The organism is Massilia agri (genome assembly GCF_024753255.1).
Lineage (GTDB): Bacteria > Pseudomonadota > Gammaproteobacteria > Burkholderiales > Burkholderiaceae_D > Telluria > Telluria agri.
This window is the reverse complement of the sequence record NZ_JANUHA010000015.1, coordinates 78,399-94,942: the sequence shown is the minus strand read 5'-3', so window position 1 is coordinate 94,942 and position 16,544 is coordinate 78,399. Positions and strand designations below refer to the sequence as shown.

The window sequence follows — 16,544 nt, the reverse complement described above, 5'->3', positions numbered from 1 at the left end:
GGCTTTCCGTGACAAGGAGGGCGCGATGGGTGAAGTGGGCGTGGTGCTGGCGATGCTGCTGGCCGTGGTCGCGAGCGGCTATGTGGTGCGGCTGCTGCCCGTCGCCCTACCGCTGCCGCTGGTGCAGATCGGCCTGGGCGTGGCCATCGCCAGCTTCGGCTGGCATGCGGTACGTCTCGATCCGCACACCTTCTTCGTCCTCTTCCTGCCGCCGCTCCTGTTCCTGGACGGCTGGCGCATCCCCAAGGTCGGCCTGTTCCGCGACAAGGGCGTGATCCTCGAACTGGCCCTCGGCCTGGTGCTGTTCACCGTGGTCGGCGCCGGCTTCCTGATCCACTGGCTGATTCCCGAGCTGCCGCTGGCCGTTTCCTTCGCCCTGGCGGCGATCCTGGCCCCGACCGACCCGGTGGCCGTCGGAGCGATCGCCGCGCGCGTTCCCATCCCGCCGCGCCTGATGCACATCCTGGAAGGCGAATCCCTGCTGAACGATGCCAGCGGCCTGGTGTGCTTCCGCTTCGCCGTGGCCGCCGCCCTGACCGGCGTCTTCTCGCTCTCCAGCGCGGCCCTGACCTTCCTGTGGGTGGCGCTGGGCGGCATCGGCATCGGCGTACTGGTCACGGCCGCCATGGCCACCGCCCAGCGCCTGCTGGCGGTGCGCATCGGCGAGGAACCGGGCGCCTCCATCCTGCTCAACCTCCTGCTGCCCTTCGGCGCCTACATGGCGGCCGAACACCTCGAGGCATCCGGCATCCTGGCGGCGGTGGCCGCCGGCGTCACGATGAGCTACGTGGAACTGAGCGGCCGGGCGCTCGCCACCACCCGCATCCGCCGGGCCGTGGTCTGGGACACCGTCCAGTTCGCCCTGAACGGCGTGATGTTCGTGCTGCTGGGCGAGCAGTTGCCGGACATCGTGCGCGCCGCCCTGCAGGGTCCCGGCCTGCCGGCCTCGCGCGATATCTGGTGGCTGGCCGGCAATGCGCTGGCAATCAGCTTCGCCCTGATCCTGCTGCGCCTGGCCTGGGTCTGGGTCTCGCTGCAGCTGTCGATGTGGGCGGCGCGGCGCGCCGGACGGCCGGGCATCATGCCGAGGAAGCGCCTGATCCTGGCCACCTCGCTGGCCGGCGTGCGCGGCGCCATCACCCTCGCCGGCATCCTCACCCTGCCGCTGGCGCTGCCCGGCGGCGAACCGTTTCCGGGTCGCGACCTCGCGATCTTCCTGGCCAGCGCCGTGATCGTGGTATCGCTGGTGGTGGCCAGCATCGGCCTGCCGCGGGTGCTGCGTGGCCTCGAACTGCCGCCCGAAACGGCCTCCCTTGCCGAGGAAGACCGGGCCCGCGAGGCGGCCGCGCTGGCGGCGCTGGGCGCCATCGATACGGCCGGCCACCCCGAGCCCTGCGACGAGAAGGATGCCGACATCCACGCCAGCGCGGCCGAGCAGGTGCGCAGCCTCTACCAGCACCGGCTGGGCGGAACGGCCGACGGCACCCATCCGGCGCGCGTCCGGGTGGCCGAGGAGGCCGAGCGCTTCTACCGCCTGGCGGCGCTGGCCGCCGAGCGCCGGGTGCTGCAGCAGCTGGCCCGCCACGGCAAGCTGTCGGACGAGACGGCGCGCCGCCTGGTGCGGGAAATCGACCTGGTCGAGGCGCGCTACCGTTCACCCCAGAAACACTGAGCGGCTTCCCTACGGCGCACACGTGCGCAAGCGAGCGGTGCGCCACTCCCGTTCGGCGTAGCATCGGGCGCAGAGAATACGAGGAAGCCACCATGCACAGCGAAGACCAGGCCAGCGCCGACACGCCACTTACCGACCCGCCCGCCGCCGCCAGGGCCGCCGGGCTGCGCTACGTCCACGACGACCGCCCCGGCATCCGCCGCGAAAGGAAGGGCGACGGCTTCGTCTACCTCGACGCGCGCGGCGAGCCGGTCGAGGATGAGGCGACGCTGGCGCGCATCAAGTCGCTGGTGGTGCCGCCCGCATGGACGGAGGTGTGGATCTGCCCCCAGGCCAATGGCCACCTGCAAGCCACCGGGCGCGACGCCAGGGGCCGCAAGCAGTACCGCTACCATCCGAAATGGCGCGCCGTGCGCGACGAGGTGAAGTACGAACGCATGATCAGCTTCGGCCAGGCCCTGCCCCAGATCCGGGCGGAAGTCGACCGCGCTCTCGGCCTCCCCGGACTGCCGCGCGAAAAGGTGCTGGCCACCATCGTCTACCTGCTGGAAGCGACCATGATGCGGGTCGGGAACGAGGAATACGCCCGCACCAACAAGTCCTTCGGCCTCACCACCCTGCGCAACCGCCACGCGAAGGTCGACGGCAGCGATGTCGAGTTCAGCTTCAGGGGCAAGAGCGGGGTCTACCACAAGGTCAAGGTGCACGACCGGCGCCTCGCGCGCATCATCCGGCGCTCGCGCGACCTGCCCGGCCAGGAGCTGTTCCAGTACATCGACGACGATGGCGAGACCCACAGCATCGATTCGAGCGACGTCAACGACTACCTGCGTGCGATCACCGGCGAAGACTACACGGCCAAGGACTTCCGTACCTGGTCCGGCACCGTGCTGGCCGCGCTGGCCCTGCAGGAATTCGAAAAGTTCGATTCCGAGGCCCAGGCCAAGAAGAACATCGTGCGCGCGATCGAGTCGGTGGCCGAGAAGCTCGGCAACACGCCTTCTGTCTGCCGCAAGTGCTATGTGCACCCGGTGGTGCTGGACGCCTACCTGGACGGCGCCGTGCTCGAAGTGCTGCGCGAACGCACCGAAGAGGAATTGAAGCAGGACCTGCACGCCCTGCAGCCCGAGGAGGCCGCGGTGCTGGCCATGCTGCAGCAGCGCCTGCGCCACGAGCAGGAGCAAGCCGCGGCGAACGGCAAGGCTAACGGCAAGGCGAACGGAAAGACCACGAAACCGGCGCGCCCCGCCGCGAAGAAAAGCGCCCGCGCTCCCGGCGGTGCCGCGCCCCAAGCCATGAGAGGAGCAGCATGAGCAATGCACCGCAATGGACCATCGAACAGGTGGCCGCCTTCGAACACCAGGTCACCGGCGTCACGGTGTCCGAGGACAAGCGCATCTTCGTCAACTTCCCCCGCTGGACCGAGGACACGGAAGTCTCGGTGGCCGAGCTAAAGGCCGACGGCAGCCTGCGTCCCTACCCGGACGCGGACTGGAACGCCTGGCGCAATGCCCGCAAGGACGAGCTGGACCCCGCCAAGGGCTGGGTCTGCGTGCAGAGCATCGTGGCCGATGGCCGCGGCAGCCTGTGGGTGCTGGACCCGGCCGCGCCGGCCCAGGCCCACCTGGTGTCGGGCGGCGCCAAGCTGGTGCAGATCGACCTGGCCAGCGACAAGGTCAAGCGCAGCATCGCCTTCGACGAGGACGCGGCCCCGCAAGGCTCCTACCTGAACGACGTGCGCTTCTCGAACGACGGCAAGCACGCCTTCATCACCGATTCCGGCGTGGTCGGCGCCATCCTGGTGGTCGACCTCGAAAGCGGCAATGTCGCGCGCCTGCTCGACGGCCACCCCTCGACCCAGATGAAGAAGGGCCTGGACGTGAAGGCCGACGGCAAGGAGCTGCGCCGCCCGGACGGGCGTGGGGTGGAATTCTCGGCCGACGGCATCGCACTGTCCGATGACGGCCGCTGGCTGTACTGGCAGGCGATCAAGGGCGACACCCTGTACCGCATCGCCACCGACGTCCTGTGCGGCAAAGGGATGGGCGGAAAAGACGTGGGCGGCGAGGTCGAGGAGTTCGGCATCAACGGTGTCTCCGACGGCCTGTTGATCCCGCGGGGGACCAACAAGATGCTGCTCAGCGCCGTGGAAGATGATGCGGTCAAGGTGCGCGACCTCGACGAAGGCCCGGGCGGCAAGCCGCGCATCCTGGTGCAGGATGCGCGCCTGCGCTGGCCCGACACCTTCACCCAGGGCCCGGACGGGACGATCTACGTCACCACCTCGCACATCCAGGATTCGGCCTTCTTCAAGCCGGACGCGCCGCCCGCCCTGCCGACCCAGCTGTGGCGCCTGCGCGGTGAAGGATTGTGAGGCCTACTTGATGCTCATTTGATGTAATAGCCCGAGACGCGCCACGTGCCGTCCGCCTCGCGCATCGGCACCACCGTCTCGACGGCGCCGGGCTTGCCGGCGAAGTCGGTGCTGTACTGCAGGACGACGTATTCGCCGGCCGGGGCGCCCGGCAGCGCGCGGGTGTACTGGGAGCGCGTCAGGGTGCGGGCGCCGGCCGCGCCGACGGGGGCGCGTACCGCGCGCAGCCCCTCTTCCCATTTGGCCTGGGTCACCGCGGCGCGCAGTGCGGCTGCACCTTCGCTCCAGCTTTCCCCGTACTTTCCCGCGTCGAGGACGGCGAGCCAGGCGCCGGCCGCCTTGATGGCGGCATCCGTCGCATTGGTGACCGCGGCCCTGTCCCTGGCCGCATCCTGGGCTTCCTCCTGGGCGGAGGCGGGCATGGCGAAAACGGTGAGCGACAAGAGGACGGCAGCCAGGCGCATGGTGGTCTCCGGTATCTGAAAAAAGTGAAGGACAGCCCCGAGCATAGCCGAAGACAAGGCGCGCAAGATGCGCGCTTTGTCACGGGTCTTACTTGGCCTGGATCTCGCTTGATGCGATGTCGGCCAGGTCGCACAGGGCCTGCAGTTCCGCGCTGCGCAGGCGGCGCGGCTCGCGGTCGATCACGCACAGGGTGCCCATCGGCATGCCTGAGCGGTCGCGCAGCGGCACGCCGGCGTAGAAACGGATATGCGGTTCGGCCAGCACCAGCGGATTGTCGCGGAAGCGTTCGTCGGTGGCGGCGTCTTCGACCATGAAGGGGGCATCCTGCAGGATCGCATGCGAGCAGAAAGCCCATTCGCGCGGGGTTTCCTGGGGCCCGAGGCCGACCCGGGCCTTGAACCACTGGCGGCGCGCCGTCAGCAGCGACACCAGGGCGATCGGCGAAGCGGTCACGGTGGCGGCCAGGCGCACGATGCGGTTGAAGCGCTCTTCCGGCGCACTGTCGACCAGGCCGGTCGCGGCCAGGGCGGCCAGGCGGCGCGCCTCGTCGCCGGATGCTGGCCAGGTTTCCTTGCCACTCAGGAGAAATTCGGGATCGTCCAGCACGGGCGGGGTGGATTCGCCGGAAAGGGAACCCGACAGGGGGCCTGCGCGCTCGATCATCGCCTGGATCGTGCTTTGGCGGGTGCGGCGGTGGCCGCCCGGTGTCTTCCACGAAGGGATGGCGCCGCTCTCCATCCACAGCTGCACGGTGCTGGTCGCGACACCCAGCATCCTCGCCGCGGCACTGGTGGTCAGGATTGGGTCCTCTTCGATGATCTTGCTCTGCATTTGCGATCCTATCTATTTACATAGTATAGCCGATTTGCCGAAATCCCTCATCGAAAATGCTTGTATTAGCGAAAGTGTTCTGATATACACATTTCCGTCAAATTTCATTAACAAAAAGAAATTTATTGCGAGCAAAAACAATCGATTTGCACAAATCTGTTTCGCAGGTCAATGCCGGTTCAGGATCACGACGGCGACAGGAAATGGCGGCCTCCGGCATGGCGGGGCCGCGGGAACGCTGGCAGGTCGGGATTATTCGCCGGGATGGTTGAACACCTGGCGCAGGTAAGCCAGGAAAGTCTCGTCGGTGCACATCGACTTGCCGGCCGTGTCGGCCAGCTTGGCCACCGGCTGGCCGTTGCAGCGGGTGAGCTTCATGACGATGTTCAGGGCCGGGTAAGGCGTGTCGTTGGTCAGCTTGGTGCCGATGCCGAAGCCCAGCATGGTGCGGTCGGCGAAGTGCCGGTACAGCATGAGCGCCTTCGGCACCGTGAGCGCGTCCGAGAACACCAGGCGCTTGGTGCGCGGGTCGATGCGCAGGCGGGCGTAGTGCGCCAGCGCCTTCTCGCCCCACTCCACCGGATCGCCCGAATCGTGGCGCAGGCCGTCGAAGAGCTTGGTGAAATACAGGTCGAAGTCATTGAGGAAGGCGTTCATGCCGACCACGTCGGTGAGCGCGGTGCCGAGGTCGCCCCGGTATTCCTGCACCCAGTCTTCCAGGGCCGCCTTCTGGAAGTCGACCAGCCGCACGCCGAAGCCCTGGTAGGCCTGCAGGTATTCGTGGGCCATGGTCCCGATCGGCACCAGATTGTATTTCTTCGCCAGGTAAACGTTCGACGTGCCCTTGAAGAACTGCGGCAGCTCGCGCGCCAGCGTCGCCACCACCTCGTCGTGCCATTCGCCGGAAAAGCGCCGGCGCACGCCGAAGTCGAAGAACTCGAAGGGCGTGGCGCGCTTCGGCTCGGCCTCGAAGGCGCGCAGCTCCGCGATCTTCTGGTTCAGGCGCACCCGCGCCTCCACGATGGCCGCCTCCTGGTCGAAGCGGCGGAAGTAGAGCTCGTTGACGATGTAGAGCACGAAGATCTCGAAGCCCATCACGTGCACCAGCGGGCCGGCCGCGTGGATGCGCAGGTGGGGCCCGCTTGTAGACACCTGGATGAACTTGCGCTGGAAGCGGAACAGCGTGAGGAAGTCGGCGAAGTCGCTCTTGATGAAGCGCAGGCCGCGCAGGTAGGCCACCTCGTCTTCCGTGAACATCAGCTCGCACAGGTGGTCGAGCTCGCGCTCGACGTCTTCCTTGAGCTCGGCCAGCGGATAGGCCGGCTCGTTACGGCAGCGGAATTCGTATTCGCCGTTCGCGCCCGGATGGCTGTGCATCAGGGCCTGCCACATGGTGAACTTGTACAGATCGGTTTCCAGGAGGCTGCGGACGACGTGCTTCATGCTGTTCCTTCAGGCGGTGGCGTTTTTCTTTTTCGTTTTCTTCTTCGGAGCGAGCATGGTGCCGGTGCAGCCGGGCGTGCCGCAGCGGCAGGCGAACAGCTTCTTGAGGGCCGGCGTGTGGCGCTCGTCGTAGATCAGGGCGTAATTGTAGTTCAGTTCTTCGCCGGGCTCGATGTCGCGCATCGCGTGGATGTAGACCCTGCCCTCGTCCTCGAAGGCTTCGCAGTTGGGCGAACAGGCATGGTTGATCCAGCGCGCCGCGTTGCCGCGGCTGCCGCCGTCGATCACGCGGCCGTCGGCCAGGGTGAAGTAGAAGGTGTGGTTGATCGGGCCACCGGCCCTGGCCGCGCGCTCGGTCGCCTCGTCCCAGGTGATGCGCTCGCCGCGGTATTCGATGATGCGTTCGCCCGCGCCGATGGGCTTGAGCGCGAACACGCCGTTGCCATGGACGGGAGACTTCCGAACTTCGTAGGCGGGGCCGGCGGCCTCGCGGGTCGTGGTGCTCATTGCGTCCTTGTGTGGTCGAGGGGCCTCGGGCCGCCTGTGATTGTCGAACTGCTATTATGAGGCGAATCGCAGGCCGCGTGCCGCACACTTTAGCGCAACGCCGGATCGACCCCGCAGAGGCCCGCGCAGGCCGCCAGCCCGGTCAGGCTCCAGCCTTCTCCGAGCAGGATCATGCGGGTATGGAGGTCGTCGCGCAGGCCGGGCGATGCGTCCTGCGGCAGGTAGCGCAGCCGCCTGTCGCGCAGCTCCACGCAGACCAGGGCGCGCTCGCGCGCCAGCGCATGCCACAGGGCGTGCGCGCCGGCCGACTGGCGCGCCCCGCTGATCAGGCAGTTCCCTCTCCCCAGCCACCAGCGGTAGACGGCGCTGGCGATCCCGCGCCGCTGGTAGCCCTGCGCATATTTCGAATGCGGCGCGCGCAGGATGCGGTCGGCGCGCCGGTCCAGCTCCACCAGGCGGTTGAACACCGTGTAGCCGGCCAGGCGGCGCCGCGCCGGATCTTCCGCGTACACGTAATGCTCGCCATCGGCCTCCCGATGGCGGAACACCAGGCCGGGCAGGCCGACCGCCACGCAGGCCATCCCGTGCAGGCGCTCACCTGGCCGGCACATGCGCCGGTACAGTTCCTCGAGTTCCCGCTCCAGCTCCTCGGGGCGGTGCACGACGTCGATCCGCAGCTCGGCCGGCCGGCGCCAGCGCCAGCCGGGCCAGGGCGGCAGCGCCGGCAGGCCCGGGAAGGCAACGGCGGCCTTCACGTGCCTGCCCAGTGGCCGCTCAGCAGGCGCGCCGGACGTGCGCCGGCGCGCACCAGGGCGCTGCTCTCCCAGCACTCCTGGCGCACCGCCAGGCCCGCGTACACGCCATAGCCGGCGCCGGAACGGATCTCGCCGCCGGCCAGCAGGCTTTCGCCCGCGCGGATCGCGCCGCCTGCGACGATGGCGCCGGCGGCCCGGATGCCCCAGTCGGCTTCGAGGTGGCCGGCGCTCTCGATGCTCTCGCCGGATTCGATGCCGCGCCCCGCGCGCAAGGCGTCCCGACAGGTGAGCGCGCCGCCCGCACGCAGGCCCTTGCCGGCACGCGCGGGGCCGCCCAGCACGATCTCGTGGCCGGCGCCGCAGTCGCCCGCCAAAGCCAGCGCGCCACCGCAGGCGATGTCCCAGCCGGCCTTCAGGTCGCCGCGCACGCGCATGCTGCCCAGCACATGGATACCCCAGCGCGCGTCGACGTTCCCGCCGGATTCGAGCGTGCCGGAACACTGGATGCCGCCGCCCGCACGGATGTCGTCGCCGGCCGCGATGCTGGTCCCGGCGCGGATGCCGCCGCCCGCACGGATCGCGCCACCGGCCGTGAGGATGCCGTCGACCTCGATATTGCCGCGCACCTCGAGCGAACCGGCGAACACCAGCGCGGCGGCGTCGATCGCGTCGACCTCCAGCACCGCGTCGCTCGGGCCGAACTGCGCCAGCAGCCAGCAGGCGTCGTCCACCCGGCCGTCGGCCACCAGGGCGTCGAGCAGGGGCTGGTAGTCGCTTCCCTGCGCATGGTGCTTGAGGAACCAGCGGAAGCCTTCCGCACAGGGTCGTTTGGTCTTGATGAAGTTCTTGTTGAGGTCCATGGCAATCGAAGTAATGCGCGCAGTGTCGCGCCTTGCGGGTCGGGCGGCAGTATCGGAGAAAACGAAGGGCCTGCCTATTCGCCCGCCCGCGTAGGGGATTCCCTTATACAGCTGCCGCGCCCTGCTCCGTCGTCAGCAGCAGCACATCGCAGGCGGTCTGCGAGAGCAGTGCGCACAGGCGCGCCTGGCGCAGTTGCCGCGCCAACCATCCGCCACAGCTGCCTTCCACAACCAGCACGTCGGCTTCGCGCGCGCGGGCGAGCGCGGCGACGGCGCCAGGCCAGGGCTGGCGCAAGGCCCGGATCTCGATCAGGATGCCGGGGTGGGCGGCCTGGACGGCGAGATGGCGCGCGGCCAGGCGCGCACGGCGTTCGGCGCCGAGGCGGCACGCTTCGACCGCGTCGTCTCCGACGCCGGCAGCCTGCAGGTAGCCGTCGCCGCTGGCCCGGCTCAGGTGCAGCAGCGTGAAGCGCGCATGCGGCAGCGCGCGCATCGCGAGCCGCAGCAGGGCCAGCGAAGCTGGCGAGAAGTCGCCCGGAAACAGGGCATGGCGGGGCAGGTGCGGGGCCGGCCGCCGCCGCAGCAGGACCGGCCGCCCGTCCGCGCACAGCAAAGCCTGTGCGCGCAGCAGGTTATGGAGGGCCAGTTGGGGGGGCGCATGCTCCCAGTCCAGCACCGCCATGGCGGCGGGCGCGATTGCCGCAAGGCCTGCAGGAATCGCATCCCGCGATGCCAGGGCATGGCTGTGCTTCCACACGTCGATCTCCCCGATGGTCGATACGCTGCCGGCCCGAGACCGACGCAGGCATGATGTCTTCAGTATAATGAGTACCCGATAGACGCCACATCCGTGGCCCGCGTAAGGAAAATCCTTACCCAAGCAATGCCCCCGCCGCTTACCGGGCGCTCCCCGAGGAATCCGAGATGTTCGAACTGCGTGCCGTGCGGGCCGTCTGGCTCGCCGGCGCATTCTGCCTTGCCTATATCGCCCTCGACGTGATCAGCGGCCCCGAGGCGCGCTACCAGACCATCGCCCCGGTCTGGCATCCGGCGGCGGGCCTGGCCCTCTACCTGGTCCTGCGCCGCGGCCTGGGCGCGGCGCCGCTGCTGGCCCTGGCGGCCGTGCTGGCGGCCACCATCACCCCTGCCCTCCCCGCGCAGCCGGGCCTGTCCCTGCTGACCGGCCTGCTGCCGCTGCCGATCTACCTGGCCGTGGGCGCCGCGATGCGCCGCTTCCTGCCGGGCGACGCCTTCCATGCGGGCCACGGCGGCCTGCTCCTTTGGCTGGCGTTCGCCACGCTCGGCAGTCTGCTCGGCGCCGTCGCCTATGCCAGCATGCTGCATGCGCCGGCAGGCTTCGCGAGCCGCCCCTGGCTCGACGTGGTGGCGCGCTATGCGATCGCGGAAACTGCGGGCATGCTGGTGATGGTGCCGGTGTGCCGCTTCCTCCTCGACGAGGAACTGCGCGCCGCCTACCTGGGCCGCATCGCGCGCCGCGAGACCGCCGCCTACATCGGCCTAATGGCCGCCGTGCTGGCGGTCGCGCTGCAGCGGCCGGCGCCCGAATCGCTCGCCTATTACCTGCTGATCCTGCCGCTGGCCTGGTCGGCCGCGCGCCAGGGCATGGCCGGCGCCGTCACCGCCGCGCTGGTGCTCGAGATCGGCGTCACGGTGGCCGCGCTGCGCCCGATCGCCTACCCGGCGCAGATGCCGAACGTGCAGATGCTGGTGCTGACGCTGACCTTGTCCGGCTTCCTGATCGGCATCGCCGTCGACCTCGCGCGCCGCGCCAGCCACGAGCTGCGCCATTCGCTGCGCCTGGCCACGGCGGGCGAGATGGCCGGCGCCGTCGCGCACGAACTGAACCAGCCGCTGACGGCCCTGTCGATCTACGGGAGCGCCTGCGAGCGCCTGCTGCAGCGCGAAATGGGCGGCGGCGCCGCCGATGCGGCGCTGCTGCACAAGACCGTGCGCGCCATGGTCGCCGAGTCGCAGCGCGCCTCGGACGTGCTGAAACGCCTGCGCGAGTTCTTCCGCACCGGCACCACGGCCCTCGAGAAGCTCTCCCTGCCCGAGCTGCTCACGGAAGCGCTGGACTCCTTCGCGGCGCAGGCCGAACGCGAGGGCGTGCGCCTGGAGACGGGCGAGCTGCCTCCCGCCTGCCTGCTGGGCGACCGGGTCCAGCTCGGCATCGTGCTGCGCAACCTGCTGTCCAACGCGCTCCAGGCCGTGGCCTCGATGCCGCAAGGACAGGAGCGGCGCATCGCCGTGGACGCCGGCACCGACGGCGCCTGGATCTGGATCCGCATCGCCGACAACGGCCCCGGCATCGCGGACAAGATCCGCGCGCGCCTGTTCGAACCCTTCATCTCGCTCAAGTCGAGCGGCCTGGGCCTGGGCCTGGCGATCAGCCGCTCCATCGTCGAAACCCATGGCGGCGCCCTCGGCGTAGAGCCGGGGCCGCATGCCATCCTGAAAATCACGCTGCCGGCACAGCTCGATGCCGGAGAAAGGAGCTAGCGCATGTCCGCCACCCCTACCGTCTACATCGTCGACGACGACGCCGCCGTGCGCGACGCGCTCGGCCTGCTCCTGAGCCTGCACGGCTACCGGAGCGCCTTCTTTTCCGACGCCGAAAGCTTCCTGCGCGCCTGGAACCCGGACGCCGCCGGGTGCCTGCTGCTGGACATCCGGATGCCCGGCATGGATGGCCTGGCGCTGCAGAAGAAGCTGGTGGAACTGGGCAGCCGCCTGCCGGTCCTGATCATCACCGGACACGGCGACGTGCATTCGGCGCGCGAAGCCTTCCGTTCGCAGGCCGTGGACTTCCTGGAAAAGCCGCTGCAGGAGGCGCAACTGGTGAGCGCCATCGAAGAGGCGCTGGCGCGGGCGGCGGCGCGGCCGCAGGGCGGCGGGGCGTCCCCGGACTACCTGAAGCGGCGCGCCAGCCTCACCCCGCGCGAGGGCGAGGTGATGGAACTGGTGGTGGCGGGACGCCACAACCGCGAGATCGCGGCGGAACTCGGGATCAGCGTGCGCACCGTGGAAGTGCACAAATCGCGGGTGATGGAAAAGCTGCAGGTGGAATCGATCGCCGACCTGGTGCGGCAACACCTGCAGAACCAGGTCGGCTGAAGCGCTGCCGCGCAGGGCGGCGCAGGGGCCTCAAGCCTGCTCGAGCACGCCGGCCTGTGCGCGCGGCGCCGGCGCATCCGCGGCCGCCTCGCTCACCACCAGGTGGGTAGCGACCATCGCGGCCAGCCCGGCCGCCATGGCCCTGGCGGCCAGGCGCCGCCACTGCGCATTACGCGCCACCATGTGTTTCATGAGTCGCCGCCTGCTGCGCCGCTCCAGCCGCTGCTGCGCGCGCACGGCGGCGTCGCGGTCGAACGCTTCCAGCCTGTTTCTTGTCATGCCTGTCCTCCTGTTCGCCCCGTGAGGGGCATCATCGATCATGGCGCGGCGCGAAGGCGCGGCGCCGGTATGCGCGAACCGGAATGCCCGGGAAATGCGCCGGGCGGCCGCATGGGCCGCCCTGGCGGATTTCCCGAGCACGCGGGAGGCCGGCGGGGCCTCGCATCCGGCGCATCCGGAACATGACGAAAGGAGTGAGATGCAGCATGGGCTCAACGGGTTGGATCGGAGGTGATCCGGCACGGGGACCGGACCACGTCCGCGATGATCGCATGGGCGGCGGCGTCCCCGCATCAGGGAAACGCGTAGGACCTGCGCGCCGGGCCGTCGCCTTCATGCCGCCAGGCGCCGGCCCTCGTCGTCGCCGAAGCGGTCCGGCCCCACCAGCATGTCGCACAGGCCCTCGTCCATCAGCCTGTGCATCACGTTGGTGCACGACAGCCAGGCGCCCGGATGGGTCGCGCCCCGCCCCAGCACCAGGAGGTCGGCCCCGTGGCGGCGTACGCAGGCGGCGATCACCGCGTGGGGCCGGCCGGCATGCACCTCGCGCGTCCCGGTCGGCATGTCCGCCAGGTAAAGGGCGAGGAATTCGTCGAGGCGCCGGCGCCCCGCCCCGCAGGCCTGCTCGCGGTAGGACTGCAGCACCGGCACGGGCAGGTCCATCTCGCGCATCAGGAGCGCCTCCGGCAGCGCGCAGGCATGCACGAAGACGAAGCGCGCCGACGGCGCAACCAGCGCCGCCATGCGCGCCGCCGCCAGGGAGGCGCGGCTGAAGTCCATGGCCACGATCACGGTGCGGTAGACCTCGCGCGGCTCGCCGTGCACCAGCAGCACCGGTGTGCGGCACAGCCGCACCAGGTCGGCGTTGCGCGAGGAGCGCACCCAGGACGGCAGGCGCGGCCGCGCATTGCCGGCCGCCAGCGTCAGGTCGGCCTGCACCCGTTCGGCGGCGCCGGCGATCACTTCGGCCGGATGGCCGCGGTGCACCTGCCATACGTTCTCCAGTTCGTCGGGATAGAGGCGCGGCCCGAGCGCGCGCCTGCCGCCCTCCACGAAGGCGCTGAGCGCCGTCTCGTCCACCTGCACGTGGCTGTAGGCCGTGGTCGCGCCGCGCACGCCGACGCCGGTGCGCTTCACGGCCAGCACGTCGAAGGCCTTGAGGTCCAGCTGGGGCGCCAGCAGCGCCGCGCGCTGCTCGACCCGGCCGGGATGATGCTGGTTGATGGCTAACAGAATCCTGTCGATGCGACACATTGCTTTCCTCCTCGATGATGGGTTCGGTGTCACCCGGGGCCGGACCCGTGGCTCAGTCATGGCGGCGCGCCAGCGCGGCGGCCAGCTGCCGGTCGGCCAGCACCAGTCCTTCGCGCAGGGCCGTGGCGTCGTCGGTGCGCACGGCGAGGGCCGCTTCGAGCGCGTCCCGGAACGGCAGCAGGGCCCGGGCCAGGCCCGCGTGCCCGTAGGTCGCGGCGGCGGCGCAATCGGCCTCCGCGCGCCGCCGTGCCCGCACCAGCTCGGCGAGCGCCGCGTCGAGCTCGCGCTGGAGCACGGCGATCCGGTTTCCGGCCTGGGCGATGCGCTCCTCGACGTCCTGCCGCGGCGCGGCCACCGGGTCCGGCACTGCCGGTTGTTCGTGAGCGCAGGCGCGCGCATCGGCATGGTTCGATCCGCTCATGGTCGTTCTCCTTTCAGCGTGGATTGCAAAGATGGCTGGACGGCGGCTGCACCGCGACGATGTCGATTGGCAGCGTGCGCGCATGCGGCAGTGCGATCCCGACCGTGCAGCCTTCGGCATGCCCGAGCAGTCCCAGGGCCAGTGGCGTGAGGATCGAGACGCGCGCCAGCAGGGCATTGGCGTCGTGCGGACAGGCGATGACGATGGCCTGGGTTTCGCTCGCGCCCGCCGTGCGGTAGCGCACCGTGCTGCCGAGCGCGACGCGGCGCGCCTGTTTCTCCGTCGCGGGCAGCGGGATGCTCGACGCGATCAGGGACGCGAGTTCGCGCGCGCCCTCGCCCCGCACGCGCGCGAAGGCGCTCAGGATGGCCAGGTCTTCCTGGCTCAGGTAGGGTGTAGTGCACATGGCATGCCTTTCCCAGCCCTTTATGCGCCGGACGATGCCGGGCAATGCGGGCTGGCCAACGAGAAGGAGTCAGGCCCCGGCGCGCGCGACGCGGGCGCGCTGGCTCAGGGTCGGATGCTTGTGGAAGTGGCTCGGGAGAGTCCGGGAAGCCTGGGCTTCACCGCCTCTCGCCGAGCTCAGGAGAGGCAGGCGAGATCGCGCGTCGAGCGCTGGGCGAGGCGGGCGTGGAAGGCGCTCAGCCCCGGCATGAGGGGGGTATGCGAGGGGCAGGGCGTCAGTGCGGCGCGCGCATGTGCTGCGCACGTGCGGGAAGCGAAGAAGGCGCTGTCAGTATGGATGCAAGGCATGTCGACCTCGTATCAGCCCGTGGATGGAAACGGAATCAGTATATACGAGCTGGTTTCTTAGTCAACATGCCCCGTGCGCGGCTAGCCTGCCGCGAAGTCTTCCTCACGGTATTCGAGGCCGCCGTCCTGGGCGGGCGCGCCTCCCCTGCCCGCTTCTTCCCGGCGCAGCTCGACCCGGCGGATCTTGCCCGAGATGGTCTTGGGCAGCTCGCGGAACTCGATGCGGCGGATGCGCTTGTAGGGCGCCAGCTTCTCGCGGGCAAACGCGAAGATCGAGGCCGCCACCTCGCGCGATGGGAGGACGCCCTGGCGCAGGGTGATGAAGGCCTTGGGCACCGACAGGCGCAGCGGGTCGGGGCTGGGCACGATCGCCGCCTCCAGCACATCGTCATGCTCGATCAGCACGCTCTCGAGCTCGAAGGGGCTGATGCGGTAGTCCGAGGACTTGAACACGTCGTCGTTGCGGCCGACGTAGAAGTAATAGCCCTCCTCGTCGACGGTGGCGGTGTCGCCCGTGTGGTAGTGGCCGGCGCGCATGACCTGCGCGGTCTTCTCCTCGTCGCCCTCGTAGCACAGCATCAGGCCGAGCGGGGCCGGATCGAGGCTGAGCGAGATCTCGCCCTCCGCGGCCGGCTGCTCGTCGATGTCGAGCAGGGTCACGCGGTAGCCGGGCAGCGGGCGGCCCATCGAGCCGGGCTTGATCGGCTGGCCGGGCGGATTGCCGATCTGCGCCGTGCTTTCCGACTGGCCGAAGCCGTCGCGGATGCGGATGCCCCAGGCCTGTTCGACCTGATCGATGACTTCCGGATTGAGCGGCTCGCCCGCGCCCACGAGTTCGCGCAGCGGCGGCCGCCAAGCCGAGAGGTCTTCCTGGATCATCATGCGCCAGACGGTCGGGGGCGCGCACAGCGAGGTCACGCCGCAGCGCACGATGGTGTCGAGCGCGGCCTTGGCGGAAAAGCGCTCGTAGTTGTAGACGAAGATGGTGGCGCCGGCGTTCCAGGGCGCGAAGAAGCAGCTCCAGGCGTGCTTGGCCCAGCCGGGCGAGGAGATGTTCCAGTGGACGTCGCCCGGCTGCAGGCCGATCCAGTACATGGTCGACAGGTGGCCGACCGGATAGCTCTGGTGGCTGTGCAGAACCAGCTTGGGCTTGGCCGTGGTGCCGGAGGTGAAGTAGAGCAGCAGCGGATCGGTGGCGCGGGTCTCGCCCTCGGGCGTGAAGACCGAAAGCACGTCGCGGCAATCGTCGAAAGCGCGCCAGCCCTCGGGCTTGCCGCCCACCGCGATGCGGGTGAAACTGCCCTGCATGTGCGCGAACTTGTGGGCCTCCGAGCTTTGGGCGATCACGTGCTTCACGCGGCCGCGGTCGAGGCGGTCCTGCAGGTCCGCGCCGGAGACCAGCATGGTGGTCGGCACCAGCACGGCGCCGAGCTTGATCCCGGCCAGCATGATCTCCCAAAGCTCGACCCGGTTCGGCAACATCAGGAGCACCCGGTCGCCGCGGTTGACGCCGCACAGGCGCAGGTACTCGGCCACCTGGCAGGAGCGCGCCGCCATGTCGGCGAAGGAGATCTTCTGTTCGGATCCGTCTTCTTCGACCACCCACAGCGCGGGGGCGTGGTTGTCCTTGGCCATCTGGTCGAAGTAGTCGAGCGCCCAATTGAAGTCTTCCAGCTGGGGGGCGCGGTAGTCGCGGTAGGCGGTCTCGTAGTCGAGGCGGTGTTGCAGCAGGAAGTCGCGCGCGTGAAGGAAGCGCTGGGTCGGCGTCATGGTGTCTCCTGGTCGCTGGTTGGCA

The 16,544-nt window shown here is 69.6% G+C and carries 17 protein-coding genes; 5 read left to right on the top strand and 12 right to left on the bottom strand.

Annotated elements, in window-relative coordinates; translation table 11 throughout:
- The first annotated feature begins 25 nt into the window (after nucleotides 1-25).
- From NX780_RS19075 to NX780_RS19065, 3 genes are all read left to right on the top strand, one after another.
- Nucleotides 26-1,672 carry a Na+/H+ antiporter gene (locus NX780_RS19075; RefSeq protein ID WP_258829463.1) on the top strand — a complete coding sequence of 549 codons (1,647 nt, stop codon included), beginning with the start codon at nucleotides 26-28 and terminating at the stop codon, nucleotides 1,670-1,672.
- Between the two features lie 92 nt (nucleotides 1,673-1,764).
- Nucleotides 1,765-2,985 carry a DNA topoisomerase IB gene (locus NX780_RS19070; protein WP_258829462.1) on the top strand — a complete coding sequence of 407 codons (1,221 nt, stop codon included), beginning with the start codon at nucleotides 1,765-1,767 and terminating at the stop codon, nucleotides 2,983-2,985.
- Complete coding sequence (locus NX780_RS19065; protein WP_258829461.1) at nucleotides 2,982-4,046, top strand: L-dopachrome tautomerase-related protein; 1,065 nt, start codon at nucleotides 2,982-2,984, stop codon at nucleotides 4,044-4,046. The genes NX780_RS19070 and NX780_RS19065 overlap by 4 nt, the downstream gene beginning before the upstream one ends.
- Nucleotides 4,047-4,060: 14 nt before the next feature.
- Here NX780_RS19065 and NX780_RS19060 read toward each other — a convergent pair whose 3' ends face one another.
- The 7 genes from NX780_RS19060 to NX780_RS19030 all read right to left on the bottom strand — a co-directional run bounded on the left by NX780_RS19060 (nucleotide 4,061) and on the right by NX780_RS19030 (nucleotide 9,664).
- Complete coding sequence (locus NX780_RS19060; protein WP_258829460.1) at nucleotides 4,061-4,510, bottom strand: DUF4019 domain-containing protein; 450 nt, start codon at nucleotides 4,508-4,510, stop codon at nucleotides 4,061-4,063.
- A gap of 88 nt (nucleotides 4,511-4,598) precedes the next feature.
- The gene (locus tag NX780_RS19055) at nucleotides 4,599-5,342 is read right to left on the bottom strand and encodes a GAF domain-containing protein (protein ID WP_258829459.1); all 744 of its coding nucleotides are present in this window, start codon (nucleotides 5,340-5,342) and stop codon (nucleotides 4,599-4,601) included.
- Nucleotides 5,343-5,594: 252 nt separating this feature from the next.
- Nucleotides 5,595-6,785 (bottom strand): nicotinate phosphoribosyltransferase, encoded by a 1,191-nt coding sequence (pncB, locus tag NX780_RS19050; RefSeq protein WP_258829458.1) that lies wholly within the window; start codon nucleotides 6,783-6,785, stop codon nucleotides 5,595-5,597.
- 9 nt (nucleotides 6,786-6,794) lie between these two features.
- Nucleotides 6,795-7,292 carry an SET domain-containing protein gene (locus tag NX780_RS19045; protein WP_258829457.1) on the bottom strand — a complete coding sequence of 166 codons (498 nt, stop codon included), beginning with the start codon at nucleotides 7,290-7,292 and terminating at the stop codon, nucleotides 6,795-6,797.
- Between the two features lie 89 nt (nucleotides 7,293-7,381).
- Nucleotides 7,382-8,047 (bottom strand): N-acetyltransferase, encoded by a 666-nt coding sequence (locus tag NX780_RS19040; RefSeq protein ID WP_370663628.1) that lies wholly within the window; start codon nucleotides 8,045-8,047, stop codon nucleotides 7,382-7,384.
- Complete coding sequence (locus NX780_RS19035; RefSeq protein ID WP_258829456.1) at nucleotides 8,044-8,907, bottom strand: FapA family protein; 864 nt, start codon at nucleotides 8,905-8,907, stop codon at nucleotides 8,044-8,046. Before NX780_RS19035 ends, NX780_RS19040 begins: the two co-directional genes overlap by 4 nt.
- Nucleotides 8,908-9,010: 103 nt before the next feature.
- On the bottom strand, nucleotides 9,011-9,664 hold the full coding sequence (locus NX780_RS19030) for a universal stress protein (RefSeq protein WP_258829455.1): 654 nt from the start codon (nucleotides 9,662-9,664) through the stop codon (nucleotides 9,011-9,013).
- A gap of 167 nt (nucleotides 9,665-9,831) precedes the next feature.
- Between NX780_RS19030 and NX780_RS19025 the strand changes: the two genes are divergently transcribed.
- The gene (locus NX780_RS19025) at nucleotides 9,832-11,427 is read left to right on the top strand and encodes a sensor histidine kinase (protein ID WP_258829454.1); all 1,596 of its coding nucleotides are present in this window, start codon (nucleotides 9,832-9,834) and stop codon (nucleotides 11,425-11,427) included.
- A gap of 3 nt (nucleotides 11,428-11,430) precedes the next feature.
- Nucleotides 11,431-12,042, top strand: coding sequence for a response regulator transcription factor (locus NX780_RS19020; RefSeq protein ID WP_258829453.1), 612 nt, complete (start codon nucleotides 11,431-11,433; stop codon nucleotides 12,040-12,042).
- A gap of 30 nt (nucleotides 12,043-12,072) precedes the next feature.
- Here the strand turns inward: NX780_RS19020 and NX780_RS19015 are convergent, their stop codons facing one another.
- From NX780_RS19015 to NX780_RS18995, 5 genes are all read right to left on the bottom strand, one after another.
- On the bottom strand, nucleotides 12,073-12,321 hold the full coding sequence (locus tag NX780_RS19015) for a hypothetical protein (protein ID WP_258829452.1): 249 nt from the start codon (nucleotides 12,319-12,321) through the stop codon (nucleotides 12,073-12,075).
- A 333-nt stretch (nucleotides 12,322-12,654) separates the two neighbouring features.
- On the bottom strand, nucleotides 12,655-13,575 hold the full coding sequence (locus NX780_RS19010) for a universal stress protein (protein WP_258829451.1): 921 nt from the start codon (nucleotides 13,573-13,575) through the stop codon (nucleotides 12,655-12,657).
- A gap of 52 nt (nucleotides 13,576-13,627) precedes the next feature.
- Nucleotides 13,628-13,996 (bottom strand): nucleotide exchange factor GrpE, encoded by a 369-nt coding sequence (gene grpE / locus NX780_RS19005; RefSeq protein ID WP_258829450.1) that lies wholly within the window; start codon nucleotides 13,994-13,996, stop codon nucleotides 13,628-13,630.
- A 13-nt stretch (nucleotides 13,997-14,009) separates the two neighbouring features.
- Nucleotides 14,010-14,402, bottom strand: coding sequence for a GreA/GreB family elongation factor (locus NX780_RS19000; protein ID WP_258829449.1), 393 nt, complete (start codon nucleotides 14,400-14,402; stop codon nucleotides 14,010-14,012).
- A gap of 428 nt (nucleotides 14,403-14,830) precedes the next feature.
- Nucleotides 14,831-16,519 carry an AMP-binding protein gene (locus NX780_RS18995; RefSeq protein ID WP_258829448.1) on the bottom strand — a complete coding sequence of 563 codons (1,689 nt, stop codon included), beginning with the start codon at nucleotides 16,517-16,519 and terminating at the stop codon, nucleotides 14,831-14,833.
- Nucleotides 16,520-16,544: the final 25 nt, after the last annotated feature.

Coding starts and splice junctions, on each gene's coding strand:
- NX780_RS19075 (WP_258829463.1), top strand. CDS start 26: ATGGGTGAAGTGGGCGTGGTGCTGGCGATGCTGCTGGCCGTGGTCGCG.
- NX780_RS19070 (WP_258829462.1), top strand. CDS start 1,765: ATGCACAGCGAAGACCAGGCCAGCGCCGACACGCCACTTACCGACCCG.
- NX780_RS19065 (WP_258829461.1), top strand. CDS start 2,982: ATGAGCAATGCACCGCAATGGACCATCGAACAGGTGGCCGCCTTCGAA.
- NX780_RS19060 (WP_258829460.1), bottom strand. CDS start 4,510: ATGCGCCTGGCTGCCGTCCTCTTGTCGCTCACCGTTTTCGCCATGCCC.
- NX780_RS19055 (WP_258829459.1), bottom strand. CDS start 5,342: ATGCAGAGCAAGATCATCGAAGAGGACCCAATCCTGACCACCAGTGCC.
- pncB (WP_258829458.1), bottom strand. CDS start 6,785: ATGAAGCACGTCGTCCGCAGCCTCCTGGAAACCGATCTGTACAAGTTC.
- NX780_RS19045 (WP_258829457.1), bottom strand. CDS start 7,292: ATGAGCACCACGACCCGCGAGGCCGCCGGCCCCGCCTACGAAGTTCGG.
- NX780_RS19035 (WP_258829456.1), bottom strand. CDS start 8,907: ATGGACCTCAACAAGAACTTCATCAAGACCAAACGACCCTGTGCGGAA.
- NX780_RS19025 (WP_258829454.1), top strand. CDS start 9,832: ATGTTCGAACTGCGTGCCGTGCGGGCCGTCTGGCTCGCCGGCGCATTC.
- NX780_RS19020 (WP_258829453.1), top strand. CDS start 11,431: ATGTCCGCCACCCCTACCGTCTACATCGTCGACGACGACGCCGCCGTG.
- NX780_RS19015 (WP_258829452.1), bottom strand. CDS start 12,321: ATGACAAGAAACAGGCTGGAAGCGTTCGACCGCGACGCCGCCGTGCGC.
- NX780_RS19010 (WP_258829451.1), bottom strand. CDS start 13,575: ATGTGTCGCATCGACAGGATTCTGTTAGCCATCAACCAGCATCATCCC.
- grpE (WP_258829450.1), bottom strand. CDS start 13,996: ATGAGCGGATCGAACCATGCCGATGCGCGCGCCTGCGCTCACGAACAA.
- NX780_RS19000 (WP_258829449.1), bottom strand. CDS start 14,402: ATGTGCACTACACCCTACCTGAGCCAGGAAGACCTGGCCATCCTGAGC.
- NX780_RS18995 (WP_258829448.1), bottom strand. CDS start 16,519: ATGACGCCGACCCAGCGCTTCCTTCACGCGCGCGACTTCCTGCTGCAA.